The sequence below is a fragment of the Amycolatopsis sp. MEPSY49 genome, from assembly GCF_051337345.1.
In the GTDB taxonomy this organism is placed as follows: domain Bacteria; phylum Actinomycetota; class Actinomycetes; order Mycobacteriales; family Pseudonocardiaceae; genus Amycolatopsis.
Genome location: NZ_JBDLYJ010000019.1, coordinates 81,452 through 107,307 on the forward strand (window position 1 = coordinate 81,452; position 25,856 = coordinate 107,307).

Annotated in this window: 21 protein-coding genes; 7 read left to right on the forward strand and 14 right to left on the reverse strand. The window is 71.6% G+C overall.

Annotation, left to right across the window (positions count from 1 at the left end):
• Window positions 1–62: 62 nt before the first annotated feature.
• The 9 genes from ABFJ78_RS45785 to ABFJ78_RS45825 form a co-directional block, all read right to left on the reverse strand.
• Window positions 63–1,595, reverse strand: coding sequence for a 4-hydroxyphenylacetate 3-hydroxylase family protein (locus tag ABFJ78_RS45785; protein WP_436393724.1), 1,533 nt, complete (start codon window positions 1,593–1,595; stop codon window positions 63–65).
• Window positions 1,577–2,128, reverse strand: coding sequence for a flavin reductase family protein (locus ABFJ78_RS45790; RefSeq protein ID WP_436393725.1), 552 nt, complete (start codon window positions 2,126–2,128; stop codon window positions 1,577–1,579). The genes ABFJ78_RS45785 and ABFJ78_RS45790 overlap by 19 nt, the downstream gene beginning before the upstream one ends.
• A complete protein-coding gene (locus ABFJ78_RS45795) occupies window positions 2,125–3,984 on the reverse strand; it encodes an anthranilate synthase family protein (protein ID WP_436393726.1) in 1,860 nt (619 codons plus the stop codon). The genes ABFJ78_RS45790 and ABFJ78_RS45795 overlap by 4 nt, the downstream gene beginning before the upstream one ends.
• Entirely contained in the window at window positions 3,981–4,625 is a 645-nt protein-coding gene (locus tag ABFJ78_RS45800; RefSeq protein ID WP_436393727.1) for an isochorismatase family protein, read from the reverse strand. The genes ABFJ78_RS45795 and ABFJ78_RS45800 overlap by 4 nt, the downstream gene beginning before the upstream one ends.
• 19 nt (window positions 4,626–4,644) lie before the next feature.
• Complete coding sequence (locus tag ABFJ78_RS45805; protein WP_436393728.1) at window positions 4,645–5,412, reverse strand: 2,3-dihydro-2,3-dihydroxybenzoate dehydrogenase; 768 nt, start codon at window positions 5,410–5,412, stop codon at window positions 4,645–4,647.
• On the reverse strand, window positions 5,409–6,659 hold the full coding sequence (locus ABFJ78_RS45810) for a 3-deoxy-7-phosphoheptulonate synthase (protein WP_436393729.1): 1,251 nt from the start codon (window positions 6,657–6,659) through the stop codon (window positions 5,409–5,411). Before ABFJ78_RS45810 ends, ABFJ78_RS45805 begins: the two co-directional genes overlap by 4 nt.
• A 50-nt stretch (window positions 6,660–6,709) precedes the next feature.
• Window positions 6,710–11,128: an amino acid adenylation domain-containing protein gene (locus ABFJ78_RS45815; protein WP_436393730.1), complete on the reverse strand. Its 4,419-nt coding sequence runs from the start codon at window positions 11,126–11,128 to the stop codon at window positions 6,710–6,712.
• A 57-nt stretch (window positions 11,129–11,185) separates the two neighbouring features.
• Window positions 11,186–12,967: a non-ribosomal peptide synthetase gene (locus tag ABFJ78_RS45820; RefSeq protein ID WP_436393731.1), complete on the reverse strand. Its 1,782-nt coding sequence runs from the start codon at window positions 12,965–12,967 to the stop codon at window positions 11,186–11,188.
• Between the two features lie 426 nt (window positions 12,968–13,393).
• The gene (locus ABFJ78_RS45825; RefSeq protein ID WP_436393732.1) at window positions 13,394–13,876 is read right to left on the reverse strand and encodes a MarR family winged helix-turn-helix transcriptional regulator; all 483 of its coding nucleotides are present in this window, start codon (window positions 13,874–13,876) and stop codon (window positions 13,394–13,396) included.
• A 211-nt stretch (window positions 13,877–14,087) separates the two neighbouring features.
• Between ABFJ78_RS45825 and ABFJ78_RS45830 the strand changes: the two genes are divergently transcribed.
• The 5 genes from ABFJ78_RS45830 (at window position 14,088) to ABFJ78_RS45850 (ending at window position 20,651) form a co-directional block, all read left to right on the forward strand.
• Complete coding sequence (locus ABFJ78_RS45830) at window positions 14,088–16,376, forward strand: ATP-binding cassette domain-containing protein (RefSeq protein WP_436393733.1); 2,289 nt, start codon at window positions 14,088–14,090, stop codon at window positions 16,374–16,376.
• Window positions 16,377–16,519: 143 nt separating this feature from the next.
• A complete protein-coding gene (locus tag ABFJ78_RS45835; protein WP_436393734.1) occupies window positions 16,520–17,695 on the forward strand; it encodes an LLM class flavin-dependent oxidoreductase in 1,176 nt (391 codons plus the stop codon).
• Window positions 17,692–19,137 carry a flavin monoamine oxidase family protein gene (locus ABFJ78_RS45840; protein WP_436393735.1) on the forward strand — a complete coding sequence of 482 codons (1,446 nt, stop codon included), beginning with the start codon at window positions 17,692–17,694 and terminating at the stop codon, window positions 19,135–19,137. The genes ABFJ78_RS45835 and ABFJ78_RS45840 overlap by 4 nt, the downstream gene beginning before the upstream one ends.
• 89 nt (window positions 19,138–19,226) lie before the next feature.
• Window positions 19,227–19,718: a hypothetical protein gene (locus ABFJ78_RS45845; RefSeq protein WP_436393736.1), complete on the forward strand. Its 492-nt coding sequence runs from the start codon at window positions 19,227–19,229 to the stop codon at window positions 19,716–19,718.
• A 6-nt stretch (window positions 19,719–19,724) separates the two neighbouring features.
• Window positions 19,725–20,651, forward strand: a complete 927-nt coding sequence (locus ABFJ78_RS45850; RefSeq protein ID WP_436393737.1) for a hypothetical protein — start codon at window positions 19,725–19,727, stop codon at window positions 20,649–20,651.
• A 3-nt stretch (window positions 20,652–20,654) separates the two neighbouring features.
• Here ABFJ78_RS45850 and ABFJ78_RS45855 read toward each other — a convergent pair whose 3' ends face one another.
• From ABFJ78_RS45855 to ABFJ78_RS45875, 5 genes are all read right to left on the reverse strand, one after another.
• Window positions 20,655–21,428, reverse strand: coding sequence for a maleylpyruvate isomerase family mycothiol-dependent enzyme (locus tag ABFJ78_RS45855; RefSeq protein ID WP_436393738.1), 774 nt, complete (start codon window positions 21,426–21,428; stop codon window positions 20,655–20,657).
• Between the two features lie 41 nt (window positions 21,429–21,469).
• Entirely contained in the window at window positions 21,470–22,312 is an 843-nt protein-coding gene (locus ABFJ78_RS45860; RefSeq protein ID WP_436393739.1) for a serine hydrolase, read from the reverse strand.
• A gap of 31 nt (window positions 22,313–22,343) precedes the next feature.
• Window positions 22,344–23,237: a hypothetical protein gene (locus tag ABFJ78_RS45865; RefSeq protein ID WP_436393740.1), complete on the reverse strand. Its 894-nt coding sequence runs from the start codon at window positions 23,235–23,237 to the stop codon at window positions 22,344–22,346.
• Entirely contained in the window at window positions 23,237–23,731 is a 495-nt protein-coding gene (locus ABFJ78_RS45870) for a SigE family RNA polymerase sigma factor (RefSeq protein WP_436393741.1), read from the reverse strand. Before ABFJ78_RS45870 ends, ABFJ78_RS45865 begins: the two co-directional genes overlap by 1 nt.
• A gap of 90 nt (window positions 23,732–23,821) precedes the next feature.
• Complete coding sequence (locus ABFJ78_RS45875; protein WP_436393742.1) at window positions 23,822–24,199, reverse strand: winged helix-turn-helix transcriptional regulator; 378 nt, start codon at window positions 24,197–24,199, stop codon at window positions 23,822–23,824.
• 59 nt (window positions 24,200–24,258) lie between these two features.
• Between ABFJ78_RS45875 and ABFJ78_RS45880 the strand changes: the two genes are divergently transcribed.
• Both ABFJ78_RS45880 and ABFJ78_RS45885 read left to right on the forward strand, forming a co-directional pair.
• Window positions 24,259–25,002: an SDR family oxidoreductase gene (locus tag ABFJ78_RS45880; protein ID WP_436393743.1), complete on the forward strand. Its 744-nt coding sequence runs from the start codon at window positions 24,259–24,261 to the stop codon at window positions 25,000–25,002.
• A gap of 113 nt (window positions 25,003–25,115) precedes the next feature.
• Window positions 25,116–25,835 carry a dihydrofolate reductase family protein gene (locus tag ABFJ78_RS45885; RefSeq protein WP_436393744.1) on the forward strand — a complete coding sequence of 240 codons (720 nt, stop codon included), beginning with the start codon at window positions 25,116–25,118 and terminating at the stop codon, window positions 25,833–25,835.
• Window positions 25,836–25,856 lie beyond the last annotated feature (21 nt).

Below are 25,856 nucleotides of genomic sequence, written 5' to 3' on the forward strand. Positions count from 1 at the left end.
ACCGGACGACCGGAGGGCCTTCCCGCACCGCGGGGAGGCCCTCCGTCCATCCGGGACACACGTCAGAGCCGATCGGGGTCGATCAGGTCCGGGGCGGTCCAGCCGTCCAGGTCGTACTCGGCCAGGCACTGCTCGGCGAAACCCTTGTAGCCGTCGACCTGCCCGGACATCTGCTGCGCGGTGAGCAGCTCGATCCGGACGTTCTCGTGGTTGCCCGAGAAGTTGCGCTCGTAGAGCTCGTTGCGGCCGGCGAACTCGGTGCCGACGGAGTCCCAGATCAGCTTCATCAGCTTGACCCGCTCGACGGCGTCGTAGCCCGACGAACCCCGGACGTACTTGTCCAGGTAGGGCCGCAGCTCCGGGTTCTGGAAGTCGCTGGCGTGCGAGTTGAGGTAGATCAGCGCGCTGCCGAGGTCTTGGTGGATGATCTCGCGCACCCGCGGGTAGCCGATCGTCATGAACCAGCGGTAGGCCATGCCGTAGTCGAGCTTCGGCAGCAGCGCGCCGTCCTTCCACGGGTCGGGGTTCAGCGCCATCGCGTCACTCAGGCCCCAGAACAGGTTGCGCCACGCCAGGACCTCGCCGATGCGGGTCTGGATGCCGCGGAAGTCCTTGGTGCCGGTGACGTCGACGCCCTTGAGCAGCAGCCCGGCCAGGAAGTCCAGCTTGACGGCCAGCCGCGTGACGCCGTGGAACGTCGAGCGGTTCAGGAATCCCGACGCCGACAGGAAAGTCGCCGCCTTGGCCTGGTCGCCGTAGACGAAGACGTTCTCCCACGGGATCTTCACCTTGTCGAGCACGAAGATCGTGTCGTTCTCGTCCAGGCGGCTGGAAAGCGGGTAGTCGAACGGGCTGCCCATCGTGTCGGCCTGCAGCGCGTAGGACGGCCGGCAGATCAGCTTGAGCCCCGGCGAGTCCATCGGCAGCGTCGCCACGAGCGCGAACTCGCGCTTCTTCACCGGCAGCCCGTAGTGGGCGATGAAGTTGCCGTGGGTCAGCGCGGACCCGGTCGCGACGACCTTGGCGCCGCTGACGACGAGGCCGTCGTCGCGTTCCTCCTCGACGTGCACGAACACGTCCCCGACGTCGTCGGCCGCCTTGTGCCGGTCGACCGGCGGGTTGATGATCGCGTGGTTCCAGAACAGGACCTTCTCCTGCGCCTCGGCGTACCAGCGGCGCGCGTTGCCCTCGAACTCGCCGTAGTAGCCCGGGTCGACGCCCAGGGTGGCCAGGAAGCTCGCCTTGTAGTCCGGGCTGCGGCCGAGCCAGCCGTAGCTCATCCGGGCCCACTCGGCTATCGCGTCCCGGTCGCCCAGTAGGTCCTGTGTGGACTTCGGGGCGCGGAAGAACTTGTGCGTGAACCCGCCGCTGCCGGTGTCGGTCGGCGTGGTCAGCACGTCCTGCTTTTCCGGGTCGTGCAGGGCGTCGTACAGCCGGGCGGTCATCCGCGCGGTGTTGCGGAACGCGGGGTGCTTGGTCACGTCGTCGACGCGTTCGCCGTAGGCCCAGATCTCGCGGTCGTCGCGGATGCTTTCCAGGTACTCGTCCCCGGTCAGCGGCCGGGTCGTCGTCTCGCTCACCTGATTGCCTCCCATCGTTGGGGGGTCGGGCCGTCGAGCGACCACGACCAGTGCGGTGCTTCGGGATCTTCTGCCAGGCGCGGGAAGTCGCCGCCGAAGAACAGCAGCGGCCGCCCGCCGGCCAGGTCCAGGCCGGTGACTTCGCCGACGTGCAGCACGTGGTCGCCGCCGTCGTAGGCGCGCCACGGCGTGCACTCGACGTGCCCGACCGTGCCCGCGAGGCGCGGTACCGGCGAGTCGAGGTCGGCCCACGGCACGGCGTCGTCGGCCATCGGCTTGCCTGCGAAGTGCAGGGCGACGTCCCGCTGGCCCTCGGCCAGGATGTTGACGACGAACGGGCCGTCGCCGAGGTGGTTGACCGAGCGGCTGCGCCGGTCCAGCGAGACGAGCACGAGCGGCGGGTCGAGCGACACGGACGTGAACGCGTTGACGGTCGCGCCGCGCACCAGCTCGCCGCGGCGGTAGGTCACGACGGTGACGCCGGTGGTGAAGTGGCCGAGGAAGGCCCTCAGCCGGGCGCGGTCGAACGCCGGGGCGGTCGTGGTCACGGGTTTCCTCCTTCGGTGGCGTGGTCGACTACGTCGCGCAGGATCGCCGGGCCGTCCTCGGTGAGGAACGACTCGGCGTGGAACTGGATGGTGGCCAGCCGTGGCCCGCGCAGGCCGATGACCTGGTCGTCGAGGCCGCGGACGACCTCGGCGGGCGCGCGGCCGGGCACGGCGACGCGGTCGTCGGCGGTGCGCGCGGCGAAGCTGTTGTAGAACCCGACGGCCCGGCGCGCGCCGTCGATCGTCACGTGCGCCTGACGCCCCTGGTTGGGCCGGGCGAGCCGCCGGACGGGCAATCCCAGCTCGGCGCAGAGGACCTGGTGGCCCAGGCAGACCCCGGCGAGCGGACGGCCCGAGCGCAGCAGGTCCGCGGCGAGCGAGCGCAGCCGGCCGACCTTCGCGCCCTCGACGTCGTTGGGGTCGCCGGGGCCGGGGCCGAGCAGTACCAGGTCGTGCTCCGGCAGCTCGCCTGCGTCCCACGGCACGGTCGTCACGGCGCAGTTCACCGACTTCAGCTGGTAGGCCAGCATCGCGGTGAACGCGTCTTCGGCGTCGACCACCGCGATCCGCACCCGGGAGCCGGTGCCGGGCCGGGTGCCGTCGAGCCAGAACCGGGACTTCCCGCTGTTGCGGGCTTTCAGCGCCGAGCGCACCTCGTCCGACGACGTCGGTGGCGGGGGTGTCGCGGCCTGGCGGGCTTCGCCGGACAGCGACTTCAGGACCGCCGACACCTTCGCCGTCGTCTCGGCGGCTTCCGACAGCGGCGCGGACTCGCGCACGATCGTCGACCCGGCCGCCAGCCGGACGTCGCCGCCCGGCGAGATGTCCGCGGTGCGGATGAGGATCGCCGAGTCCAGCGAGCGGCGACCGTCGTCGTCGCTGCCGACGAGCCCGATGACGCCGCTGTAGTAGCCGCGTCCCTTCGGCTCGTAGCGGCGGATCACCCGGCAGGCGTTGACCAGCGGGCTGCCGGTGACGGTCGGCGCGAGCAGCGTGTGCCGCAGCACCTCGGTCAGCGGCTTGCCGGTCTCGCCTTCGAGGGAGTACTCGGTGTGCGCCAGCCGGGACATGCGCCGCAGCCGCGGCCCGGACACCCGGATGCCGCGGTCGCACAGCTCGGCCATCATCTTCAGTTCCTCGTCGACGACCATGCAGAGCTCGTCGGCCTCCTTCTCGTCGTGGAGGAACTCGAGCAGGCCGCCGGCGTCGGCGCCGCCTTCCGGGTAGCGGTAGGTGCCGCTGATCGGGTTCATCGTGACCGTGCGGTCGTACAGCCGGACGTGCTGCTCCGGCGTGCTGCCCAGCAGGTAGCGCTCGCCGGTGAAGACCAGGAACGTCCAGTACGCCCCGGCTTCCGCGCCGAGCAGGCGCTTGAACACCGCCCGGGCGACGTCGTCGTCGAAGCCCGGGAACCGGCCGCGCAGGCTGCGGGAGAGCACGAAGTTCGCGCCCTCGCCGGCGCCGATCTCGTCGTCGAGGATCCGCTCGACCGTGCGGGCGTACTCGTCGTCGCCGAGGTCGAACGCGCGGTCCTCCAGCGGCGGGGCGCGGTCGGGCAGCGCGGCCAGGGTCTCGGCGACGGTCAGCGTCGCCTGGGATTCGATGTCCATCACCTGCAGCGGAACCCGGTCGTCCGGGCAGTCGTAGCCGCGCTCGGCGAGCTGCCGGTACGGGAGCAGGACCAGCTTGGTGTGCCGGCCCCGGCCTTCCCACGACCCCTCGTCCAGGGTCAGGTCGGCCAGCCGTCCGGCCGTGCGGACCGGCCCGGAGACGACCTCGACCTGGTCGCCGCGGCCGCTGCCGGGCCGGTGCAGGATCGCGTACGGCGACCCCGCGCGGATCGGCAGCGGGCTCACGCGACCACCGCGCCTTCCAGCTCCCCGACCAGCGCCGCGGTGGTGGTGGCGACCGCGCAGTTGCGCGCCGCGTAGTCGACGGCCAGCCGGTGCTCGGCCGGGCCGAAGTCGGCTACCGCGTCGGCGACGAAGAACGTTTCGATGTCGTGCGTGAACGCCTCGACGGCGGTGACCAGGCAGCCGACGTGCGCGTAGATCCCGCAGACGATCAGCTGGTCGCGCCCGGCCGCCCGCAACCGGTCGAGCAGGTCGGTGCGGTGGAACGCGCTGTAGCGCCACTTGGTCAGCACGAGGTCCGCCGGTGTCGGCGTGAGCTCGTCGATCACCTGCCGGTCGGCCGGGGTGGCCTTCATGCCCGGACCCCAGATGTCCCGCAGCAGCCCGCGGTCCTCGGGCGTCATCGAACCGGGCTGCGCGGTGTAGTACACCGGGATGCCCAGCCGGTCCGCGGTTTCCCGGGTCCGGACGATGTTGCCGACCAGCGTCCGCCGCAGGACGCCGTCCTCCGGGTAGAAGCCGACGAAGTAGCGCTGCATGTCGTGGATCAGCAGGGCCGCGCGGCCCGGGTGGGGCCGCCAGCCCGCGGTGCTGACCGGGACGGTCGTGGGCAGGTCGTACGGTTCGATCGTGATGCCGCTCATCAGGCCTCCTTCAGCTCGTTCAGACGGCGCCGAGGGCCGCGCCGCCGTCGACGAGCAGGGTCGCCAGCGTCACGTGCCGGGCTTCGTCGGACAGCAGGAACGCCACGCTGCGGGCGACGTCCTCGGGCGAGCCGATGCGCCCGAGCGGGATGCCCAGCCGGAACCGGCCGGGATCCCCGTCCAAAGTGGACTTCGAGCCGGTCTCGTCCGTCCACATGGACCGCAGCATCGGGGTGTCGGTCGAGCCCGGCGCGACGACGTTGCAGCGGACGCCGAGCGGGGCGAGGTCCAGGCCGAGGCTGTGGGTCAGGCTGGTCGCGGCCGCCTTCGACGCGGCGTAGGCGGCCATGTGGCTGCGCGGCACGCCGGCGGCGTTGGACGCGACGGTGACGATCGAGCCGGTCTTCCGCGTGGCCATCCGGCGGGACACGGCCCGGCAGACGTGGAAGACGCCGGTCGCGTTGACCGCGAAGGTCGCGTTCCAGTCCTCGTCGGACAGTTCGGCCACGCGGCCCATCCGCAGCACGCCGGCGACGTTCGCCAGGCCGGAGATGGGGCCGAAGCCGTTCTCGACCCGCTCGACGGCGGCGTCGACCTCCGCGCTGGAGGTGACGTCCACGGTGTAGGTGTAGACGCTGCCGCCGGCGTCCAGCAGCGGTTTCGCCACGTCGGTCAGGGCGGCCTCGTCGCGGTCGAACAGGGCGAGGGTGTGCCCGCGCTCGGCCAGCAGGGCCGCCGTGGCGGCGCCGATCCCGCTCGCCGCGCCGGTCACCAGGGTCACGTTCACGACGCCAGCTCCGTCCTCAGTTCGCAGGCGGCCGCGGGCTGCCAGTGCGCGGTCAGCGCGACGGCCTGGGTCAGGTTCAGCCGCGGGTCGCACAGCGTCGTGTAGCCGGGTCCGCGCGCCGCCGTGATGCCGGCGCCGTGGCACTCCGAGATCTCGCTCGGGGACGCCTCCACGTGCAGCCCGGCGCACGCGCCGCCTTCGACGGTGACGATCCGGACGAACTGGCGCAGCTCGTTCATGATGTCCTCGAGCCAGCGGACCTTGAGCCCGTCGTCGGCGACGACCGTGTTGCCGTGCATGGGATCGCACAGCCACAGCACGGGGTGCCCGGCGGCGCGCACCGCCCGCACCAGTGGCGCGAGCTGCCCGACCCGGGCCGCGCCGAACCGCGGGATCAGCGTGAGGCGCCCGGGGGTGCGGAACGGGTCGAGCCGCCCGCACAGCTCGAGGACGTCTTCGATCGACGCCTTCGCGCTCACCTTGGCCGCCACCGGGTTGACCACAGTGGACAGCAGGTGCACGTGGGCGCCGTCCGGGCGCCGGGTCCGCTCGCCGATCCACGGCCAGTGCGTCGAGGCGAGGTAGCGGCGCCCGCCCGGCATCCCGCGCACCAGCGGGACTTCGTAGTCCAGCAGCAGGGCCTCGTGGCTGGTCCAGATCCGGTCGGCCGGGTCGGCGCCGGCACCGCGGCCGAGCCGCCCGAGCGACGCGCGGACGCCGAGCGCGGCCCGGTGCGCGGCCAGGATCCGGGCAGGGTCGGGCGTGCGGGCCTCCGCCGTCGGCTCGGGGCTGTTGACGATCGGGCCGCGGTAGACCGGCAGCTCCCGGCCGTCGACCTCCTCGACGTTCGCCGAGCGCGGCTTGGCGTACTGGCCGGCGATCCGGCCGACCTCCAGGACCGGGCGGCCGGAGCCGACGCGCATCACCTCGGCGAGCGTGTCGAGCATGCCGACCTTGCGGGCGACCGCCCGGACCCCGGTGTCGGCCGGGTCCTCGGCGCAGTCGCCGGCCTGCAGCACGCAGAACTCGCCTTCGGCCGCGCGGGCCAGCAGGGACCGCAGCTGCAGCACCTCGGCGGGGCCGACGACGTCGTCACGCCCGGCCAGGGTGTCGCGGACCTCGGCGAGCTCCGCTCGGTCGGGCCACTCGGGTTGCTGGGCGGCCGGGTAGCCGGCCAGGGTCTCGGCGCCCGGCTCGGGGGTGCGGTGCAGCACCGGCCGGGCTCGTGCGGGCAGCGTCTTCCTCATCGCGCATTCCTTGCTGGAGAGGGAAAATCGGGAACGGGGGCGAGACCGCCTCAGCCGGTGAATTCGCCCGTTTCACGGAAGTAGCCGATCATTCTCGTGAACACGGCCGGGGTGATTTCCGGCCAGCGCAGGCCCAGCCGGGCCAGTTCGCGTCCGGTTCGCTCGTTGGCGTAGACGTTGTCGCCGATGTCGAGCGCGCCTTCCTGGTAGAGCGGGGCCATCGCGGACAGCGGGTTGGCGCGGTCGGCCAGCGCCGCCCGCCACTCCCCCACCGGGATCTCCCGCAGCGGGTACCCCAGTTCGCGGATGGCCCGGTAGACGACGTCGAACGTCTTGATGTCCGGGTTGAACAGGTGCCACGTCCGGTTTTCGGCGGGCCGCGCCCGCGCGAGCCGGACCAGGGCGCGGCCGACGAAGTCGACGGGCAGCAGGTCGGTGTCGTGCTCCTCGGGCGGCGGGACCACACCCAGTTCGAGGAAGCTCTTGACCTGGCGCCAGAGGAAGTCCTCGGTCTGCAGCGCGCCGGTCTCGCTGTCGCCGGCGATCCGGCCGATGCGGTAGATCGTCACCGGCACCCCGCGGTCCCGGGCCAGCCGCGCGACCTCCTCGGCGACCCACTTGCTCTGCGTGTAGCCGATCGTGAGGTCGTCCGAGTCGTCCGGGACGTCGTCTTCGGTGATCGGCTCGGCCCGCGGCTTCGGCGAGAACACCGCCACGGTGGAGGTGTAGTGCACCGGCTTGACCGGCCCGGCCGCCGCGAACTCGACGACCCGGACCAGACCGTCCACATTGGCCTGTTTGACCGAAGCGTAAGGGGCGACGAAGTTGATGTGCGCCGCCGTGTGGTGGATCGTGCCGACGCGGTGAGCCAGGTCGTCGTAGTCCGGTTCGGACAGTCCCAGGCGGTCGGCGGCGAGGTCGCCCGGCACGGCGGTGACGCGGTCGCGGTCGAGGAACTCCCCGATGCCGTACCGATCGGCCGTCCCGGCGATCCGCTTCCACGCGCTCTCGGCGTCCGCGGCGCGGACCAGGCAGTGCACCCGGCCGGTGGTCTCGGCCAGCAGCTCGCGCAGCAGGTGGATGCCGAGGAACCCGGTGGCGCCGGTGAGCAGCACGTCCTCGGCGGTCGCCGGACCTTCGGTGGCCCGGATGTGCTCCGGCAGCTTCACGTCGGCGCGCAGGTCGACGCGGCCGCCGTCGTCGGTGCCGGTCACCAGGGCGTCGATGCGCGCGGCCATCCCGCCGACGGTCGGGTCGTCGAAGAGCGTCCGCAGCGGGACGTCGACCGCGAACCGCTTGCGCAGCCGGTACATCAGCTCGGTCGCCAGGATCGAGTGCCCGCCGGCGGCGAAGAAGTCCTCGTCGACGCCGACCCCGCCGGTGCCCAGCAGGTCCGTCCACGCTTCGGCGACGGCCAGCTCGGTCGGCGTTTCCGGCGGCCGGGACGTGGTTTTCGCACCCGCGTCGAACAGGTCCGGCAGCGCCTTGCGGTCGATCTTGCCGCTGGGCGCGGTCGGCAGCGCGGCGAGCCGCACGAAGTGCGACGGCACCAGGTAGTCCGGCAGCGTCCCGGCCAGCGCGGCCCGCACCGCGACCGGGTCGATCTCGTCGTCGGTGACCAGGTAGCCGGCCAGCCGCCGGTCCCCCGCGCCGAACGCCACGGCGGCGACGGCGGAGACGCGAACGCCGGGCAGCTCGTTGAGCGCCGCCTCGACCTCGGCGGGTTCGACGCGGTAGCCGCGGATCTTGATCTGGGTGTCGGCGCGCCCCAGGTAGTCGAACTCGCCGTCGCGGTCGTAGCGAACCAGGTCGCCGGTGCGGTAGAGCCGCCCGAACGGCGTCTCCACGAACCGTTCGCGGGTCTGCTCGGGCAGGCCGTGGTAGCCGGGCGAGAGCAGGTCGCCGCCGAGGTACAGCTCCCCCGGCACGCCGGGCGGGACGAGCCGGCCGCCCTCGTCGAGGGCCAGCATCGACAGGCCGCCGATGGGGCCGCCGATCGACGGCGCCTCCGGCCACCCGGCCGGGTCCCCGGTCAGCTCGTGCGCGGACGCGAGGTGCGTCTCGGACGGGCCGTACATGTTGAGGAACCGGATTTCCGGGCGCCGGGCGAAGAACTCGCGGATCTGCGGGGTGATCACCAGCTGCTCGCCGACGGAGGCGACCTCCACCAGGTCCGGGAACGGCTTGTCCTCGGCCACCGCGGCCAGCTGCTGCACGGCGACATAAGGCAGGTACGTGCGCGAAATCCGGCGCTCCCGCAGGAAGTCCGTCAGCCGGTGCAGGTCCTTCTGCAGGTCTTCGTCGATCAGCACGAGCGTGCCGCCCGCGCAGAGCGTCCCCAGGATCTCCATCACCGAGACGTCGAACGACAGCGTCATGTACTGCAGCGTCCGGCCGGTCGCGCCGATCGGCGAGGTCCGCCGCATGTACTCGACGAGGTTGGTGACCGTCGCCTCGGTGAGCACGACGCCCTTGGGACGCCCGGTGGACCCGGACGTGTAGATCACGTAGATCTCGTCGTCGCCGCTCTTCAGCCGCCCCAGGTCCGATTCGTCGGCGGACTCCGGCTCCCCGGACTCCAGCACCAGCGCGACGCCGGAGTCGGCCAGCATGTACTCGATCCGCTCGGCCGGGTAGAACGGATCGACCGGCACGTACGCGGCCCCCGCCTTCAGCACCCCCAGCAGCGCGACGACCATCTCCGGCGACCGCGGGATGTGGATGCCGACGCGGTCGCCGCGTCCGACGCCCTTCGCCCGCAGGTCCCGGGCCAGGCGGTTGGCGCGGCCGTTGAGCTCGCGGTAGGTCAGCACGCGGTCGCCGTGCTCCAGCGCGGGCGCGTCCGGGGTGACCGCGGCCTGCGTCTCGAACAGCTCCGCGACCGGGCGGCGGGTGGTGTCCTCCGGCGGCGGCGCGCACCAGTCCAGGACCTCCCGCTCCTGCTCTTCCGAGAGCAGGCCCAGCTCGCCGACCGTGCCGCCGGGGTTTTCGACGAGCGCCTCGAGCAGCCGGACGTACCGGTCGCCGAAGGCCTCGACGCTTTCGCGTTCGAACAACGCCGTGTCGTACTCGAACACCCCGCGCAGCGCGGTCCCGTCCTGCTCGACGATCAGCGAGAGGTCGTACTTGGAGCTGCGGCTGACGTAGAGGTCGAGGTCGGCGTCCAGGCCGAGCCGGTCCAGGGCCGCCCAGTCGGAGTCCGGCAGCACGAACATGGTCTGGAACACCGGCGCGTGGCTCGGGCTGCGCGGCGGGTTGACCCGTTCGATGACCTTCTCGAACGGTGCGTCCTTGTGCCGCAGCGCCTCGGTGACCTCCGTGCTCGCCTGCGCGTACAGCTCCCGGAGCGGCAGGTCGGCGCGCACGGTGTGGCGGAAGACGACCATGTTGACGAAGTAGCCGAGCATGTCGGCTGTCTCCGGCAGGTCCCGCAGCGAGACCGGGCTGCCGACGAGGAGGTCGTCCTGGCGCGTGTGCAGGTGGAGGAACGCGGCGTAGGCGGCCTCCAGCAGCATGAACAGGGTGACGCCTTCGTCCGCGGCCAGGCGGCGCAGCCGGTCGGTGAGCTCCGGCGGGAGGTCGAACCGGATGATGTCGCCGCGGTGCGACTGCTCCTGCGGCCGCGGGCGGTCGGTGGGCAGGTCGAGCAGGGGCAGCGGCCCGGCGAGCCGGGACTCCCAGTGCGCGAGCAGCTCTTCCAGGCGGTCCCCGCGGACGGTTTCCCGTTGCCGGCGGGCGAAGTCGCGGTACTGCGGGCGGGGTTCGCCTTCGTCGTAGGCGTCCCCGGCGAGCGCGGCGTGGTAGCGGGTGAACCACTCGGTGAGGAACACCCCGGCCGAGGCCGCGTCGAAGACGATGTGGTGGATGACGCTCACGACGTGCACCGGCCCGTCGGGCTCGACCGCGCAGACCACCTTGACCAGCGGTCCGGCGGCCAGGTCGAACTCGGTGTCGACGACCTCGGCGACGACGTCGTCCAGCTGACGAGCCTCGCTCAGCTCGACGGTCGAGAAGTCGCAGGCCGGCTCCGCGCCGACGTGCTGGCGGACGTCGCCGTCCGCGGCGGTGAACGTGGTGCGCAGGATTTCGTGGCGGGCCACGAGCGCGCGGAGGCTCTCGTGCAGCACGCCGGTGTCGAGCGGGGTCTTGACGGTGAACACGAACGGCGCGTTGTACGCCGCCGGGCGCGGCGAGTACTGGTCGATGAACCAGATGCCGCGCTGGCCGTAGGACGCGGGGGCGGGACCGTCCGCCGCGGTCGCGGTCAGCCCGGGCGGGCCGCCCCGCAGGTCGTCGATGTGCCGGGCCAGGTCGGCGGGATCATCGTGGCGCCGGACGTCTTCGGCCCCCAGGGTGACCCCCAGCAACGCGCTGAGCAGCCCGGCGAGCTGCTCGTCGCCGGCCGCGGAGGAGCCCCCCGCGACGCCGGAGCGGGCCCGGCGGATCACCGACTCGAGTGGGTTGTCCATGGTGTGCGTACCTCTCCGATCATCGCGGCCCCCCGTGCGTCGGTTCGGTCGGCCGGCTCAGCGGGCGGGGGCGCCCGCTCGCAGCGACTCGATGTGCTCGGCCAGCCCGCGGACGGTGCCGTGCCGGAACACGTCTTCGGGGCGCACTTCGACCGCGAAGACCGACTGCAGCCCGGAAGCGAACTTCACGAAGTGCAGGGAATTGCCGCCGTGGCCGACGAACGGGTCGGTGGCGGAGTAGTCGTCCGTGCCGATGATGTCGCGCCACATCTGCAGGATGACCGTCTCGAGGGGGCTCGTCATGGGGTGCTCCTTTTCTTCCCGGGACCGGGCGCGCGGGTCGTGCAGCGCGGCCCGGTCGATCTTTCCGTTGAGGTTCGCCGGCATCGCGTCGAGCCGGTGGAAGTCCGACGGGATCATGTACTCCGGCAGGGAGTCGGCGAGCTGGGCGATCAGTTCGCCGGCGCCGATCTCCTGCCCGCTCCAGGTGGTGTAGAACGCGACGAGGCTCTTTTCGCCGGCCTCGTTGCCGAACGCCTTGACGACGGCGTGCTCGACGTCGTCGAACGACTTCAGGGCGAGCTCGACCGCGCTGGTCTCGACGCGGAACCCGCGGATCTTGACGAGGCTGTCGGACCGGCCGACGAGCACGACGTCGCCGTCGGGGGTCAGCCGGGCCAGGTCGCCGGTGCGGTAGCGCGTACCGCCGTCGACGAACTTTTCCGCTTGCACGTCCGGCAGGTCGAGGTAGCCGTTGGCGACGCCCAGGCCGCCGATGACCAGCTCGCCGACGTCGCCGGCCGGGCACGGCCTGAGGTCGGAGTCGAGCACGTCCATGGTGACACCGGACAGCGGCTTGCCGACCGGCACCCGGTCGAGGCCGCGGACCTCGGGCGTGACCGGGTACAGCGACGAGATCGCCGAGTTCTCGGTGCAGCCGTAGCCGTTGAAGATCGCGGCGGTCGTGTGCTCCGCGGCGGTCGCCAGGTGCGCCGGGGACGGGAAGTCGCCGCTGACCATGATCACGCGCAGCTCGCGCAGGACGTCCAGTTCGTTGTCGACCAGGAGGTTGAACAATCCACAGGGCAGGCTCAGCACGCTGACCCCGCGCTTCTTGACGACGTCCCGCAGATCGGACAGCGACGGCAGGCCCGGCGGCAGCAGGACGAGCTCGGCGCCGTTGAGCAGGCTCAGCCAGAACTCGTTGCCGGAGGCGGCGAAGGAGAACGCGGCCAGCTGCACCAGGCAGTCGTCCGGGGTGATGGTCAGCTTCGGGTCGGCGACCGCCAGCCGGGCGAGGCCGCGGTGCGCCAGCCGGACGCCCTTGGGCCGTCCGGTGGACCCGGAGGTGAACAGGACGAACGCGTCGTCCCCGGCGGCCGGTGCCGCGGGCAGGTTACCGTCCTCCTGTGAAGCGCTTTCCCCCACCAGGTCGGCGACGTGCGCCTGCCGGACCGGGAGGCCCGCTTCGGCCAGCGACGGCTGTCCCTGGTGGACGATCGTCCGCAGGCCGGTCGCCTCGACGATGTGGCGGATCATCCGGGCCGGGTAGGCCGGGTTGAGCGGGACGACGCACCCGCCGGCCTTGAGGACCGCGAGCAGCGTGACCACGAGGTCCGTCGAGCGGTCCAGGTAGAGGCCGGCCGGTGCGCCGCCGCGGACCTGCATCGTGCGCAGGGTCCGGGCGAGCCGGTTGGCCCGGGCGTTCAAGTCCGAATAGGACACTTCGGGGCCGTCACCGCTCAGGGCCGTCCGATGTGGATGGCCGGCGGCGGCGCGCTCGAACAGCCGCGGCAGCACGAGTTCTTCGCGCCCGGCCGGATTTCCGTCAACGGGCATGGATCCCCCTCCTCCGGTGGCGCCGCGCACGGCGGCAGCAATGATCAATTCGGGAGAGATGATTTCTTTTCAGCAACCAGTATGCAAAGGGCACCCAGGGCTGTCAACCCGCGGGAAATCGTCGAATGCTCAAATAACCGAGGGTCGCGTTTATCGGCTGAAAACGATTACCCGAGAAAATAGTGAATAGCCGTGAATTCGCGCGCGTACGGTACCGGCCATTGTGGCCGGTGCAACCCGGGCCCGGGGATCCGGTGCGGATTGACGACCATCAGCGGTGCGCGCTGCTCCGATCGGCGCAACGGCGCGCGAGCGCGGTCGGCGTGTACGCGGGGTGACATCGCGACCGGCGCGTTTGGGCGCCCGGGAGCCGGGGCATCCGCCACCGGGTGTGCACGACTGGGGGCCGGGCGTGACCGGCGCGGCTCAGACGTCGCGGAGCGGGAAAGGCTGGGGTGTGGAGTGCAGGGAGTCGGCGACCTTCTGGCAGAGCTCGGCGAACAGGCTCGCCTCGCCCGCGGTCAACGCCGCGCCGGCGACCTTCGCGGTCTCCCGGCGGCCCTGAGCTGCGCGCATGAGGAACTCTTCGCCCTCTTCGGTCAGCGACGTCGTCTGCTCGCGCCGGTCGGTGCCGCGCGAGGTCTGCTCGATGAGGAACTGGTCCTTGAGCACGCGCAGCAGCTTGGACGTGCTCTGCCGCGAGATGCCCAGGGACTCCCCGATCGCCGAGGGCGTCATCGGGCCGTGGATCCGCAGCGTCTCCAGCACGTCGTATTGCGACCAGGTGATCTTCTCCGGAGTCGCGCGCGTGCGCCGCGCCACCAGCACGCATTGGAGGTAGGAGAGCGCGTTCTCCAGTTCGCCGGGACGGCCCGGCGGGGCGGTCGGGGAACCGTGGTACTTGGTCATTGCCCACCTCAACCTTCGAGGGAAAGCGCGCCGCACTCGGAAGATCAGAGGATATCACTTCCCGTTCGCCCGCAGGTCACCGTCGGCCCACTGGGCTCCTCGCGCGGCCGCGAAGGACTCGAGCTGGTAAAGTGATTGCCGAACGGAAACCAATCGTCCGATCGACCCCGGTGCCGCGCACCCGCCGCCCCGGGACGAGGAGGCGCAGGTCATGGCGAACGGGCAGACCCGGCGCACCGGCGGCCACATCGTGCTCGAGGGTGCGTGCGAGAACAACCTGAAGAACGTCTCGCTCTGCATCCCCAAGGGCGAGATCACCGTGTTCACCGGCGTGTCGGGCTCGGGCAAGTCGTCGATCGTGTTCGACACGATCGCGGTCGAGTCGCAGCGGCAGCTCAGCGAGACGTTCAGCTGGTTCGTCCGCAACCGGCTGCCCAAGCACGAGCGGCCGCGCGCGGAGCGGATGAGCAACCTCTCCACGGCGATCGTGGTCGACCAGAAGCCGATCGGCGGCAACGCCCGCTCGACCGTCGGCACGATGACCGAGATCCACGCGATGCTGCGCGTGCTGTTCTCCCGGTACGGCAAGCCTAGCGCGGGGTCGTCGAACCTGTACTCCTTCAACGACCCCCAGGGCATGTGCGAAGAGTGCCAGGGCCTGGGCAAGACCACGAAGCTCGACCTCGACCTGCTGATCGACTACGACAAGACGCTCAACGAAGGCGCGCTGGACTCGCCGCTGTTCGCCATCGGCAGCTACATGTGGCAGCTCTACGCCCAGTCCGGGCTGTTCGACCCGGACAAGCCGCTCAAGAAGTTCACGAAGAAGGAATGGGACCTGCTGCTGCACGGCGGCGGGTTCCGGGTGGACCGCTCCGGAAAGCGGCAGAACTACTCGAACGAATACGAAGGCGTCGTCGTCAAGCTCACCCGCCGCTACCTCAAGAACGGCCTGGACACGCTCAAGGAGCGCGACCGCCGCGAGGTGGAGAAGATCGTCGTCGAAGGGCCGTGCGCGGTCTGCAAGGGCGGCCGGCTGAACAAGGCCGCGCTGGCGTCGAAGATCCACGGCAAGACCATCGCCGACCACTGCGCGATGGAGGTCAGCGAGCTGATCGCCGAACTGAAGTCGCTCGACATCCCGGCGGCGAAGTCGGTACTGGCCGGCGCGCTGGCGGCGCTCGAGCGCGTCGAAGCGATAGGCCTGGGTTACCTGAGCCTCGACCGTGAGACGTCGACGCTGTCCGGCGGTGAGGGCCAGCGCCTCAAGACGGTCAAGCACCTCGGCAGCAGCCTCACCGACCTGACGTACGTCTTCGACGAGCCGAGCGTCGGGCTGCACCCGCGGGACGTGCACCGGCTCAACGAACTGCTGTGCGAGCTGCGGGACAAGGGCAACACGGTCCTGGTCGTCGAGCACGACCGCGACGTCATCGCCATCGCCGACCACGTCGTCGACATGGGCCCCGGCGCGGGCACGCACGGCGGCGAGGTCGTCTTCGAAGGCACGGTCAAGCAGCTGCGGCGCGCGTCGACGCTCACCGGCAAGTGCCTGACGCACATCCCGGGGCTCAAGGAGGAGTTCCGCGAGCCGACCGGGCAGCTGCCGATCGAGAAGGCCGATCTGCACAACCTGCACGACGTGACGGTCGACGTCCCCACCGGCGTGCTCACCGTCGTGACCGGGGTGGCGGGCTCGGGCAAGAGCACCCTCGTCTCGGGCGCACTGCGCAAGCAGCACCCGGACGCGGTCATGATCGACCAGTCGGCCATCGGGGTGTCGACGCGCTCGACGCCGGCGACCTACCTGGACGTCATGGACGTCATCCGGAAGCTGTTCGCCGAGGCCAACAACGCGCAGCCGGGGTTGTTCAGCTTCAACTCCGAAGGCGGCTGCCCGGAGTGCAAGGGCCGCGGCGTCATCGAGACGGACCTGGCGTACATGGACCCGGTGACGACGATCTGCGAGGCGTGCGACGGGCAGCGCTACCGGCCCGAGGTGCTCGACAAGACGTTGCGGGGCAAGAACATCGTCGACGTCCTCGCGCTGACCGTCGAAGAGGCGCTCGGCTTCTTCGCCGAAGAGCCGATCACGCGCAAGCTGGAGCTGCTGGCCGAGGTCGGCCTGCCGTACCTGACGCTGGGGCAGCCGCTGTCGACGTTGTCCGGCGGCGAGCGCCAGCGGGTCAAGCTCGCGCACCGATTGCGGGAGACCGGCAACGTCTACCTGTTCGACGAACCGACCACCGGCCTGCACATGGCCGACATCGGGCACCTGCTGGACCTGCTGGACCGCTTGGTGGACGGCGGCAACACGGTGGTGGTGATCGAGCACGACCTCGACGTCGTGAAGCACGCGGACTGGGTGATCGACCTGGGCCCGGAGGCCGGGCGCCATGGTGGGCGCGTGCTGTTCGAGGGGACGCCGGAGAAGCTGCTGAAGGACCGCGAGTCCTACACGGCCGAATACCTGCGGGCGGACCTCGAACACTCAAAATGATTTCCCGCCGTATTCGTTAACAGTCCACAATGGACTCGATAACTAGTGGATCTTAGTTGATCCACAAGGGAAACGGTTGACATCTCACCTGATAGCGTGATTACCATGGTTTCCGGAAAGCAACTATCGGACAGGAGATGCGCATGTCCCGTGGCACGACCAAGGACCGCCTCCCCGACGGGCAGCTGCGATTCGGCTTCATGTGGCTCAGCTCGCCGACGCCCACCGCGACGTCCAAGGCGGTCGCCGACCGCAACCCGGACTCGCTCGACCCGGCCACGCAGATGGACCTGGCGCGCCGCGTCGAAGACATCGGCATGGACTACGTCTTCTTCGCCGACGGCTACATCACCCACGGCGAGAACAGCGCCCGCATCGGGCACGCCCAGCCGCATATCTCGGCGCCGGTCTACGCGCCGGTCGTGATGGCCGCGACGCAGCACATCGGCGTCGTCACCACCATGCACACCCGCTACCTCTCCCCCGGTGTCATCGCCCGCCTCGGCGCCAACCTGGACGCGCTGAGCGGTGGCCGCTGGGGCTGGAACATCGTGCCGGGCTGGAAGACGCCGGAAGCCGAACTGCTCGGCGCCCCCACCGACACCGACCACGACCTGCGCTACAAGATCACCACCGAGGCCGTCGAAGCCGTCAAGGCGCTGTGGGCCGCGCGCGGCGAGCACGTCGAGTTCCACGGCGAGTACCACGACCTGCGCGGCAGCCTGATCGGCCCGCACATCGAGCAGCAGCCGTGGCCGTGCCTGTTCAACGCCGGCGTCTCGGCCGCGGGCCAGCAGCTGATCGCCGAAACCTGCGACTTCGCGTTCACGCCGTTGCCGGACGACTACTCGAAGGTCCGCAAGACGGTCGACTCGCTGGCCGGGCGCACCGAAGCGGCCGGCCGGGACCCCCTGGACGTCAACATGGCCGGCGCCGTCGGCGTGCTGCTCGGCAAGACCGACACCGAGGCCCAGGAGAAGTTCTCGTGGGTGCGCGACTCGCTCGACATGGGCGCCGCCCGCGACATCGCGACCGAGCTGATGGGCGGCAGCGAGACCTACCAGGAGAACTACGAGGGCGAGTTCGACGACATCGCCCGCACCCTCGGCCTGGCGTGCGGCAGCAAGGTGCTGGTCGGCTCGCCGGAGACGGTCGCCGGGCAGCTGCTGGACCTGCACCGCGAGACCGGTGTGCGCGGCTTCATGTTCCTGCCGGTGATGTACGAAGCCGAGCAGATCGAGCTGATGGGCGAGGTCTTCCCGTACCTGGAGAAGGCGAACGTCTGGACCCCGCCCGCGGAGCGCGGCTGGAGCTGGTGACCGTGCCCTCCCTCACCCCGGCGGACCTGCGCCGGCACCTGGGCGACGACCTGCGCGGCCTGCGCCCGCCCCGGACGGCGATCGTCGTCGGGGCGGGGCTGGCCGGCCTCGCCGCCGCCTACGAGCTGCACCGGACCGGCTGCGAAGTCACCGTGCTCGAAGCCACCGAACGCGCCGGCGGCCGTGCCCGCACGCTGCGGCAGCCGTTCGCGGACGGCCTGCACGTCGAGGCCGGCGCGATGACCGTGACCCCGGAATGCCACTACGTCACCCACTACCGCCGGCGGCTCGGCGTCGGGCTGGACCGGTCGGACCTGCTCGACCAGGACTTCTCCTACTTCGTCGACGGCAAGTTCGTCCGCCCGGACGCGGATTCCCTCGCGGCGGCCGATCTTCCGTTCGCCGAGCACGAGCGCGGGCTCGGCGTGCCCGAGCTGATCGCCCGCTACGTCACGGCGGCCGCGGACGAGCTCGGCGCCGCCCTGACCGCGCCGCACTGGGCACCCTCGGCCGACCTCGAGGAGCTCGATCAATCCTCTGTGGACGAAGTGCTGCGCGCCCGCGGCGCTTCGCAAACGGCGATCGACCTGATGGAACCGATGTTCCTGGAGATGCGCGGCGGCGACCTGCTGTCGGCGTCGGCGTTGTCGTGGCTGCGTCATGAAAGCGGTTACCGCTCGCTGCTCACCTCGACCGACGGGTGGGGGAAGATCGAGGGCGGCACCGACGAGCTGCCCCGCGTCTTCGCCCACGAGCTGCGCGACCGCATCCGCTACCGGGCGCCGGTCGTCCGGCTCGACCAGGACGGCGATTCGGCCACGGTCACCTACCTCGACCACGGCCGGCTGGCCCGGCTCAGCGCCGACCGGGTGGTGGTGACGGTGCCCTTCAGCGCGATCCGCCACGTCGACGTCAGCCACGCCCGGCTGACGGAGGCCAAGATCGAGGCGATGCGCAAGCTGCGGTACGCGTCCATCGTCCGGGTCTACCTCCAGGTGCGCGAGCAGTTCTGGAAGGGGCACAACGTGTCGGTGTCGACGGACCTGCCGATCCGCTGGGTCCGCGACGCGACGGCGAACCAGCCCGGTCCGAGGCGGATCCTCGAGGTCCTGATGACGGGCTGGCGCGCCCGCGCGATCGCGGCGATGACCGCCGAGGAGCGCGTGCGGTTCGTGCTGGACCACGTGGACACGATGTTCCCGGGCGCGCACGAGCAGTTCGAACTGGGGGTTTCGGTGGCGTGGGACCACGAGCCGTGGATCGAGGGGTCGTACGTCCTGCCCGAGCGTGGCCACAGCAAGCTGATGCCGGCCATCCGCGCGCCGGAGAACCGCATCCACTTCGCGGGTGAGCACACCAGTTTCGAACCCAACGGCGGATCGATGAACTACGCGCTCGAATCGGGCGTCCGCGCTTTTGTCGAACTGAGCACGGCCGGCTGAATTCCCCCGGATCACCGGATCGGTGGTTGTATTTTTCCGCGGATCCGCGCCTCCTCTACCCAAGAAGTCCAGGTGAGGGGGCGACTCCGATGAAGGTGTTCTGGAGCGCGGCGGCAGCGGCCGCGATTCTGGTGGCGGGGTGCGGCGGGACGTCCGCGCCCGAAAACCCGGCGGCGACATCCGGTGAATCGGGTTCGGCGACGTCCGGGCCCTCGGCGGAGCCTTCCGGGCAACCGGAATCGGATCCGCCGAAGAGTTCGGACCCGCCCGGTGCGGTGGGCAGCCCGATCAAGTACGACAGCACGCAGGTCGGGTCGCGCGACCGCCTGGCCAAGGACGTCCGGGATTCCATCGAGGGGAAACTGGACGAAGACACCCAGGGCCTGGGGTGCCCGCGACCGCGGTGCGGGATCACCGTCCGGATCGACGGCAGTGAAACCGCGTGCGCCGTGTTGCTCACCCCGCCCCTGGAGGTCGGGCGCGGCGGGGTCATCACCGTCCACACCGCACCGTGCCCGGACACCCGGGAGCCGGTTCCGCCGGAGGAAAGCACGTCGGACACGCCTTCGGAAACACCGTAGGTCCCGGTGCCCGGTCGCAGTGTCCGCCGCACCGGCCTGCGGCGGCCCGAACCCGACGACGGTGCCGCCCGCACGAAGGCCGGGGCTTCGCAGGCGCTCAAGGTCATCGCGTCGGTGGCGGCGAACCTCGCGCTGTTCAGCGCGTTGCTGTACTTCTTCGGACTCGTCTACACGCAGCAGTTCTTCGGCTACTTCCGGGTGCACTACACCGTGCTGGACCAGACCGCGGAAGAGATCCTCGCGCGCGGCGCCTTCGGGCTGCACCTGCCGATCGGCGCCGCGGCGGGGATCGGGCTCGTCCTGTTCGCCGTCGTCCGGCTCGCGCGGTTCCTGCTGCCGGACCGGATCCGGGCCAGGCTGGCCCGGTTCGGTCCCCCGATCGCGGCGGTCACGGGCCTGGCCCTCGTCGGTGTCACCGTGCCCGAGGTACTCGGCGGGGACCTGTTCGACTTCTACGCCGGGGTGCCGGGGCTCGCGTTCGCGGCCGGCGTGGTCCTCGCGGTGGTCGGCTGGCGCCGGCTGGTGCCCGGCACGCACGCCCCGGCGTTCCTCGTCGCCGAATGGATCACCACGTACCTGCTCGTGGCGTTCGGGCTGTTCTGGGCGGTCTCCGACTACTCGGCCCAGGTCGGCGTCCGGGAGGCGTTCACCACCGCGGCGCGGATTTCCGCGATGCCCGCCGTGACCGTCTACAGCGAGCGCAGCCTCAGCCTCGAAGCGGACGGTGTCCGGCAAGTCGCTTGTGGACAGCCGGAAGCCGCGTACAAGTACCGGTACACGGGGTTGAAGCTGCTGCTCCAGTCCGGCGGGCAGTACGTGTTCGTCACCGCGGGCTGGCGGGCGTCGAACGGCGTGTCGTTCGTCGTCCCCCGCTCGGACGCGCTGCGCCTGGAATTCGCCCCGCCCGGCACGAGGCCGGGCGGGACGTGCTGATCCTCAGAAGCCCGGGAACACCCGCCGCAGGTCGTCGAGCGTGATGTTCCCCTCGACCGTGACCCCACTGTCGTACGGCGCCTTGAGCCGGCCGCTGAGCAGCCGGACGAACGCCTCGGCCGAGCCGGTGAACGTCGCGGACGGCGACTCGAGGTGGTCCACGACGGTCACGGCGTCGTCGATCACCAGGCCGCCACCGGGCACCGCGACCGACGCCGGCTGCGCGAGCTCGGCCGGCTTCGCGAGGAAGCCCACCATGAACCCGATCGGCCCGGTCAGGAGGTCGACGAGCACCTCGGCCGAGCCGGCGTCCACCCCGGCCGCCGGGTCGAACGCCACCCGCACGTCCCACGAGTGGTTGGCGACCTCGCTGAGCCGCATGCCCACGGCGGTCACCAGCGGAACCGGCTCCGGCAGGAAGCCGAGGTCGACGGTCAGCGACGTCCGCTGCTCGGGCGTGAGCGCCTCGACCAGGTCCAGCCAACGGGCGTTGTGCTCCAGGAAGCCTTCGGCCTGCGCGCGCGGCGTGGAACCGTCCCAGCGGGCCCAGATCGTCTGGTTGTCTTCGGCCTCGACGGTCTCCCCCGCGGCCCGGGCGATCGGTGCGCGGCCGATCTCCGCGCCGCTGCCGAGGTGGGACAGGGCCTGGGCGACGGTCCATTCCGAGGCGCCGCTGCGGGCGGCCAGCTGCTCGTCGGTGAGGGTGCGGACGAGGGCGGCGAGCACGTCGTGCTCGGCGCGCAGGGCGGTGATCGTGCGGTCCACGAGTGGGCTCATGCCAGACGTCAACTCGCGGGTGGCCGCGGATGTTCCGTGGATCACCCGCCGATTCGGCGCGTACCGGGGTCCGCGCGGCCGAACAGCTGCTGGGCGACGTTCCCGCACACCCCGGCGCCGTACCGGTGCCCGTCTCCTTGCTCCGGGTAGTGCACCATGACCGCGAGCACCCAGCGGTCCCAGAGCGCCAGGCAGTTCACCGCCCACCAGGTGCCGTGCCGGGTCCAGCCGTTCTTGACCGCCGGGCGCAGGCCCGCGAAGGCCGGCGCCTCCGGGATGCCGAACGCGTCGCTCGCGTCGACCGACCGCATCAGGCCGAGCAGCTTGTCCCGCCACCGCGGGCTCACACCCGGGCCGCGGGCGACGCACCGGCCGAGCGCGGTCGCGTCGGCCGCGGACATCGTGGTCTTGGACCACCAGCCCGGGTGGATCGCCGTCTCCCGCAGCTCGCAGGTCCGGATCATCCGTGCGATCGAGGCGTCCCCGCCGAGGCGCAGGTACAGCGTCTGCGCGGCGCGGTCGTCGCTGCCGCGGATCATCCGGGTCACCCGGGCCTCGTCCTCGGCCGTGACGCGCGAGTCCCGCGAGGCGAGGAAGTCCACGGCGAGCCAGACCTTGATCATGGACTCGGTCGTGTTGCGCAGGGTTCCGTCGCCGACGACGGCGCCGGAGCCGAGGTCCCGCAACGACCACGACCACTCGCCGCGGACGTCGACGGTCACCTCGGCTTCCGCCGGCACGGGCACGATCGTGGCCGGCGGCGGCGGTACGTACGACACCGGCCGTCCCGCCGCGGCGGGCGCCTTCGCGGGACGAAGGCAGACCGCCGCGGTGAGCGCACCGAAGACGAGGCAGACCAGGACGACGAGCACGGAAACACGCATCGGAACCCCCTCGGCCGGGCGACGCCCGCGCTTATCGGTTGAGCCGCACGGAATCCAGCAGGGCCAGCCCGGCCGCCTTGTTGGGGTACGAGCTGTTCAGTTCGAGGGTGTACCCCCCGAGGTGCCGGCTCTGGTGCGCGGGCAGCGGGTCCTTCGGATCGACCTCGCCGGTCGATTCACCGGTGCCGGTCACGAAGACGAACAGGGAGAAGCACCCGGGGTCGAGCGGCGCCATGTCCGCCTCGAGGTCGGGGCAGAGCACCAGGGTGTTGGTCTCGGGCTCGCTGCTGAAGGCCGCGACCTTCTGCCCGGCGGGGACCTGCAGCGACTTCAGCGGGGACGCGAGCACCGGCGGTTTCGTGCCGATCTTCGCCAGGAGGCCGACCATTTCCGCGGCCGTCACCGGTTTCGTGGTCCGCACCCGGATCCACCGCTGCGGGCCGTCCTGCCAGATGACCGTCTTCGGGTTCGAAAGCTGACCGGCGGACGTGGGTTTGGCGGGCAGCACGCTCCCGGGGGCGGTGCCGTCCTGGACGTCGATGTCCAACCCGTACCGGCTGTCCTGCCCGTAGTGGAGGCTGGCGGAGTGCGGGCGGACGGACCAGACCAGCAGTGTCCACGACTTGTCCTCGAGGCTGATCGCCGGCGCGGCCGGCGGCACCTTCGCGGCGTCCGGCGCCTCGCTCGCCGCGGCGGACGACGCCGGGCTCGCGAGCGTGGCGGGCGGCACCGCCGCGGGGGCACCCCGGTTCAGCAGCCCGACGGCACCCGCGCCGAGGGCGGCCACGGCGAGCGTCACCGCGGCGACGCTGGTCACCCGTCGCCGCCGGATCCGGCGGGTGGCGCCGGCGAGCACGGCACCGGGGTCGGGGGCCAGCGACTCCTGGGCGCGCAGCACGCGGCGCAGCTCGTCGAGGTCGGTCATCACACGCTCTCCTTGCCTTCTTCGATCCCGACGCGCAGCGAGCTCAGGCCGCGCGAGATGTGGCTGCGCACGGTCCCGGGCGCGCAGCCGAGCACGGCGGCGATGTCGTCGTCGTCGCGGTCCTCGTAGAACCGCAGCACGATGGACGCCCGCTGGGCCCGGCTGAGCCGCGCGAGCAGCCCGCTGAGCTGGTCGGCGTCGGCGATCCGCCGCGCCGGATCGGGCGCGGTCGGCTCCCGGAACCGGCCCACGTCCGAGGTGGGGTGCACGGACCGCTGGTACCACCGGCGGCGCCAGCCGAGATAGCCGTTGACGACCATCTTCCGCAGGTAGAGGTCAGGCCGATCGGCCGCGACCACCTGCCGCCACCCCTGGTGCGCCCGCACGAGCGCGTCCTGCACGACATCCTGGGCCAGTTCCCGATCCCCGGTCAGCACGGCGGCGAACCGCACCAGTCCGGGCAGCTGCTCGCGCGAGAACTCTTCGAACTGCACACCCGTAAGATGCCGCTGCCCCCGCGGTCTGTTGCGGTTGCGGCGGAGAAATTCTCCGGACGCCGGGATCGCCCGACACTGGCGAACCGATCAGCGGGCCGCCGCCGCGTCCGGCCGGTACCGCCGGCGGGCCGCGGCGATGGCGCCGGCGTGCTGCTCGGCCCACTCCCGCACCGGGGTGAGCACCTCGAACAGCGAACGCCCCAGCGGGGTGAGCGAGTACTCCACCCTCGGCGGCGTCGCCGCGGGCGTCTCGGCGCGGTCGACGATCCCGTCGCACTCCAGGGTCCGCAGCGTCTCCGTCAGCGCCTTGGCCGTCACCCCTTCGACGGCCTTCTTGAGCTCGGTGAACCGCATCGGGCCGGCGTCCAGGGCGTTGAGCACGGTCGGCACCCAGCGCGCGCCGACCAGGTTGAGCGCCGCCCAGCTCGGGCACCGGGCGGCCGGCAGGTCGTGCGCGGCACCCATCGCCTGGTCCCTTCGGGTTTCGTTGAAGATACCGATCTTCCGAAGATACCTTCGCCCGCATGGATCTGGAGCTGAAGGGCAAGATCGCCCTGGTCAGCGGCTCGTCGTCCGGACTGGGCCTGGGCATCGCGGAAGTACTGGCGGACGAGGGCGCCGACGTCGTCATGACCGCCCGGCGCGCCGACGTGCTGGCCGGCCACGCCGCCAGGATCGGCGCGCACGCGGTGCCCGCCGACCTGAGCCGGCCGGATGAACCCGCGCGGATCGTCGCGGAAACGGTGCGGCGGTTCGGGGGGTTGGACATCCTGCTGTGGAACAGCGGCGGGCCACCCCCGAGCAGCGCACTGGACCTCACGGCCGAGCACGTCGCCGAGGCCGCCGAGGTGGTGCTGCTCCCGCTCGTCCGGCTGGTCCAGGCCGGTGTCGGGCACCTGCGCCGCAGTTCCGCCGGGCGGATCCTGGCGATCACGACGACCGGGGTCCGGGAGCCCACGCCGGGCATGGCGGCGTCGAACGCGGTCCGTCCCGGGATCCACGGGTACCTGAAAACCCTGGCCGACGAGCTGGGACCGGACGGCATCACCGTCAACACCCTGGCCCCGGGCCGGATCGCCACCTCGCGCCGGGACGCCGTGTTCCCGGACGGCGTGCCGCCCGGGCTCGCCGAGGAGATCCCGGTGCGGCGCTGGGGAACCGTCCGGGAGTTCGCCGACGTCGCCGCGTTCCTGGCTTCGCCACGGGCGGCGTACGTGACGGGCACGACGACCTACGTCGACGGTGGGCTGACGAGGAGTGCGTCCTGACCGGGGTGAGCGTCGAGGAAATTCCTCGCCGGCGGTGTCGAGAACGGACGGCCGGCTCCGACTGAGGGGCATCGGCGGCCAAGAGGGCCGCCAGCACGAGTGGAGCACGAACGATGACCAAGGTGACCGCCCAGATGTCGGTGTCCCTCGACGGCTTCTACACCGGACCGCGGGACGCACGACACCCCCACGACCTCAGTGGCTGGCTGCGCGGCCCCGAAGCGCCCGGGTTCTTCCGGGTCACCCGCTGGGCCGTCGACGCCATGGCCTGGCGCGAGCGGCAGGGCTTCGCCGGCGGCGAGCAGTCGGTCGACTCCGAGATCGTCGCGGAGACGTTCGCGGCGGCCGGGGCCTACGTCATGGGCCGGCGCATGTTCGACGCCGGCGAGGTCCCCTGGGGCGACGAACCGCCGTTCCGGGCCCCGGTGTTCGTCGTCACCCACCGGCCCCGGGAGGTCCTCGAACGCCGGGGCGGCACCTCCTTCACCTTCGTCACCGACGGACCCGAACGGGCGGTCGAGCTGGCCCGGGCCGCCGCCGGGGACAAGGATGTGGCGGTGGCGGGCGGCGGGGAACTGCTGCGCCAGGTGCTGGCCGCCGGGCTGCTCGACCAGCTCGAGCTGCACGTCAGCCCGGTGCTGCTGGGCGACGGCCAGCGCCTGTTCGACGCGGGCCTCGGGCTCGGCGCGGACGACGGCATCGAGCTCGTCCCGGTCCGGGTCGTCGAGGCGCCCGGGGTCACCCACCTCCGCTACACCGTCGGCGGGCGGTCGAAGCTGGTGCTGGACGACCGCGGCGCCGGCGGCGACCTGGTCACCGCGGCCCGGCAGTGAGAGAGGACCGACCCGTGAAGT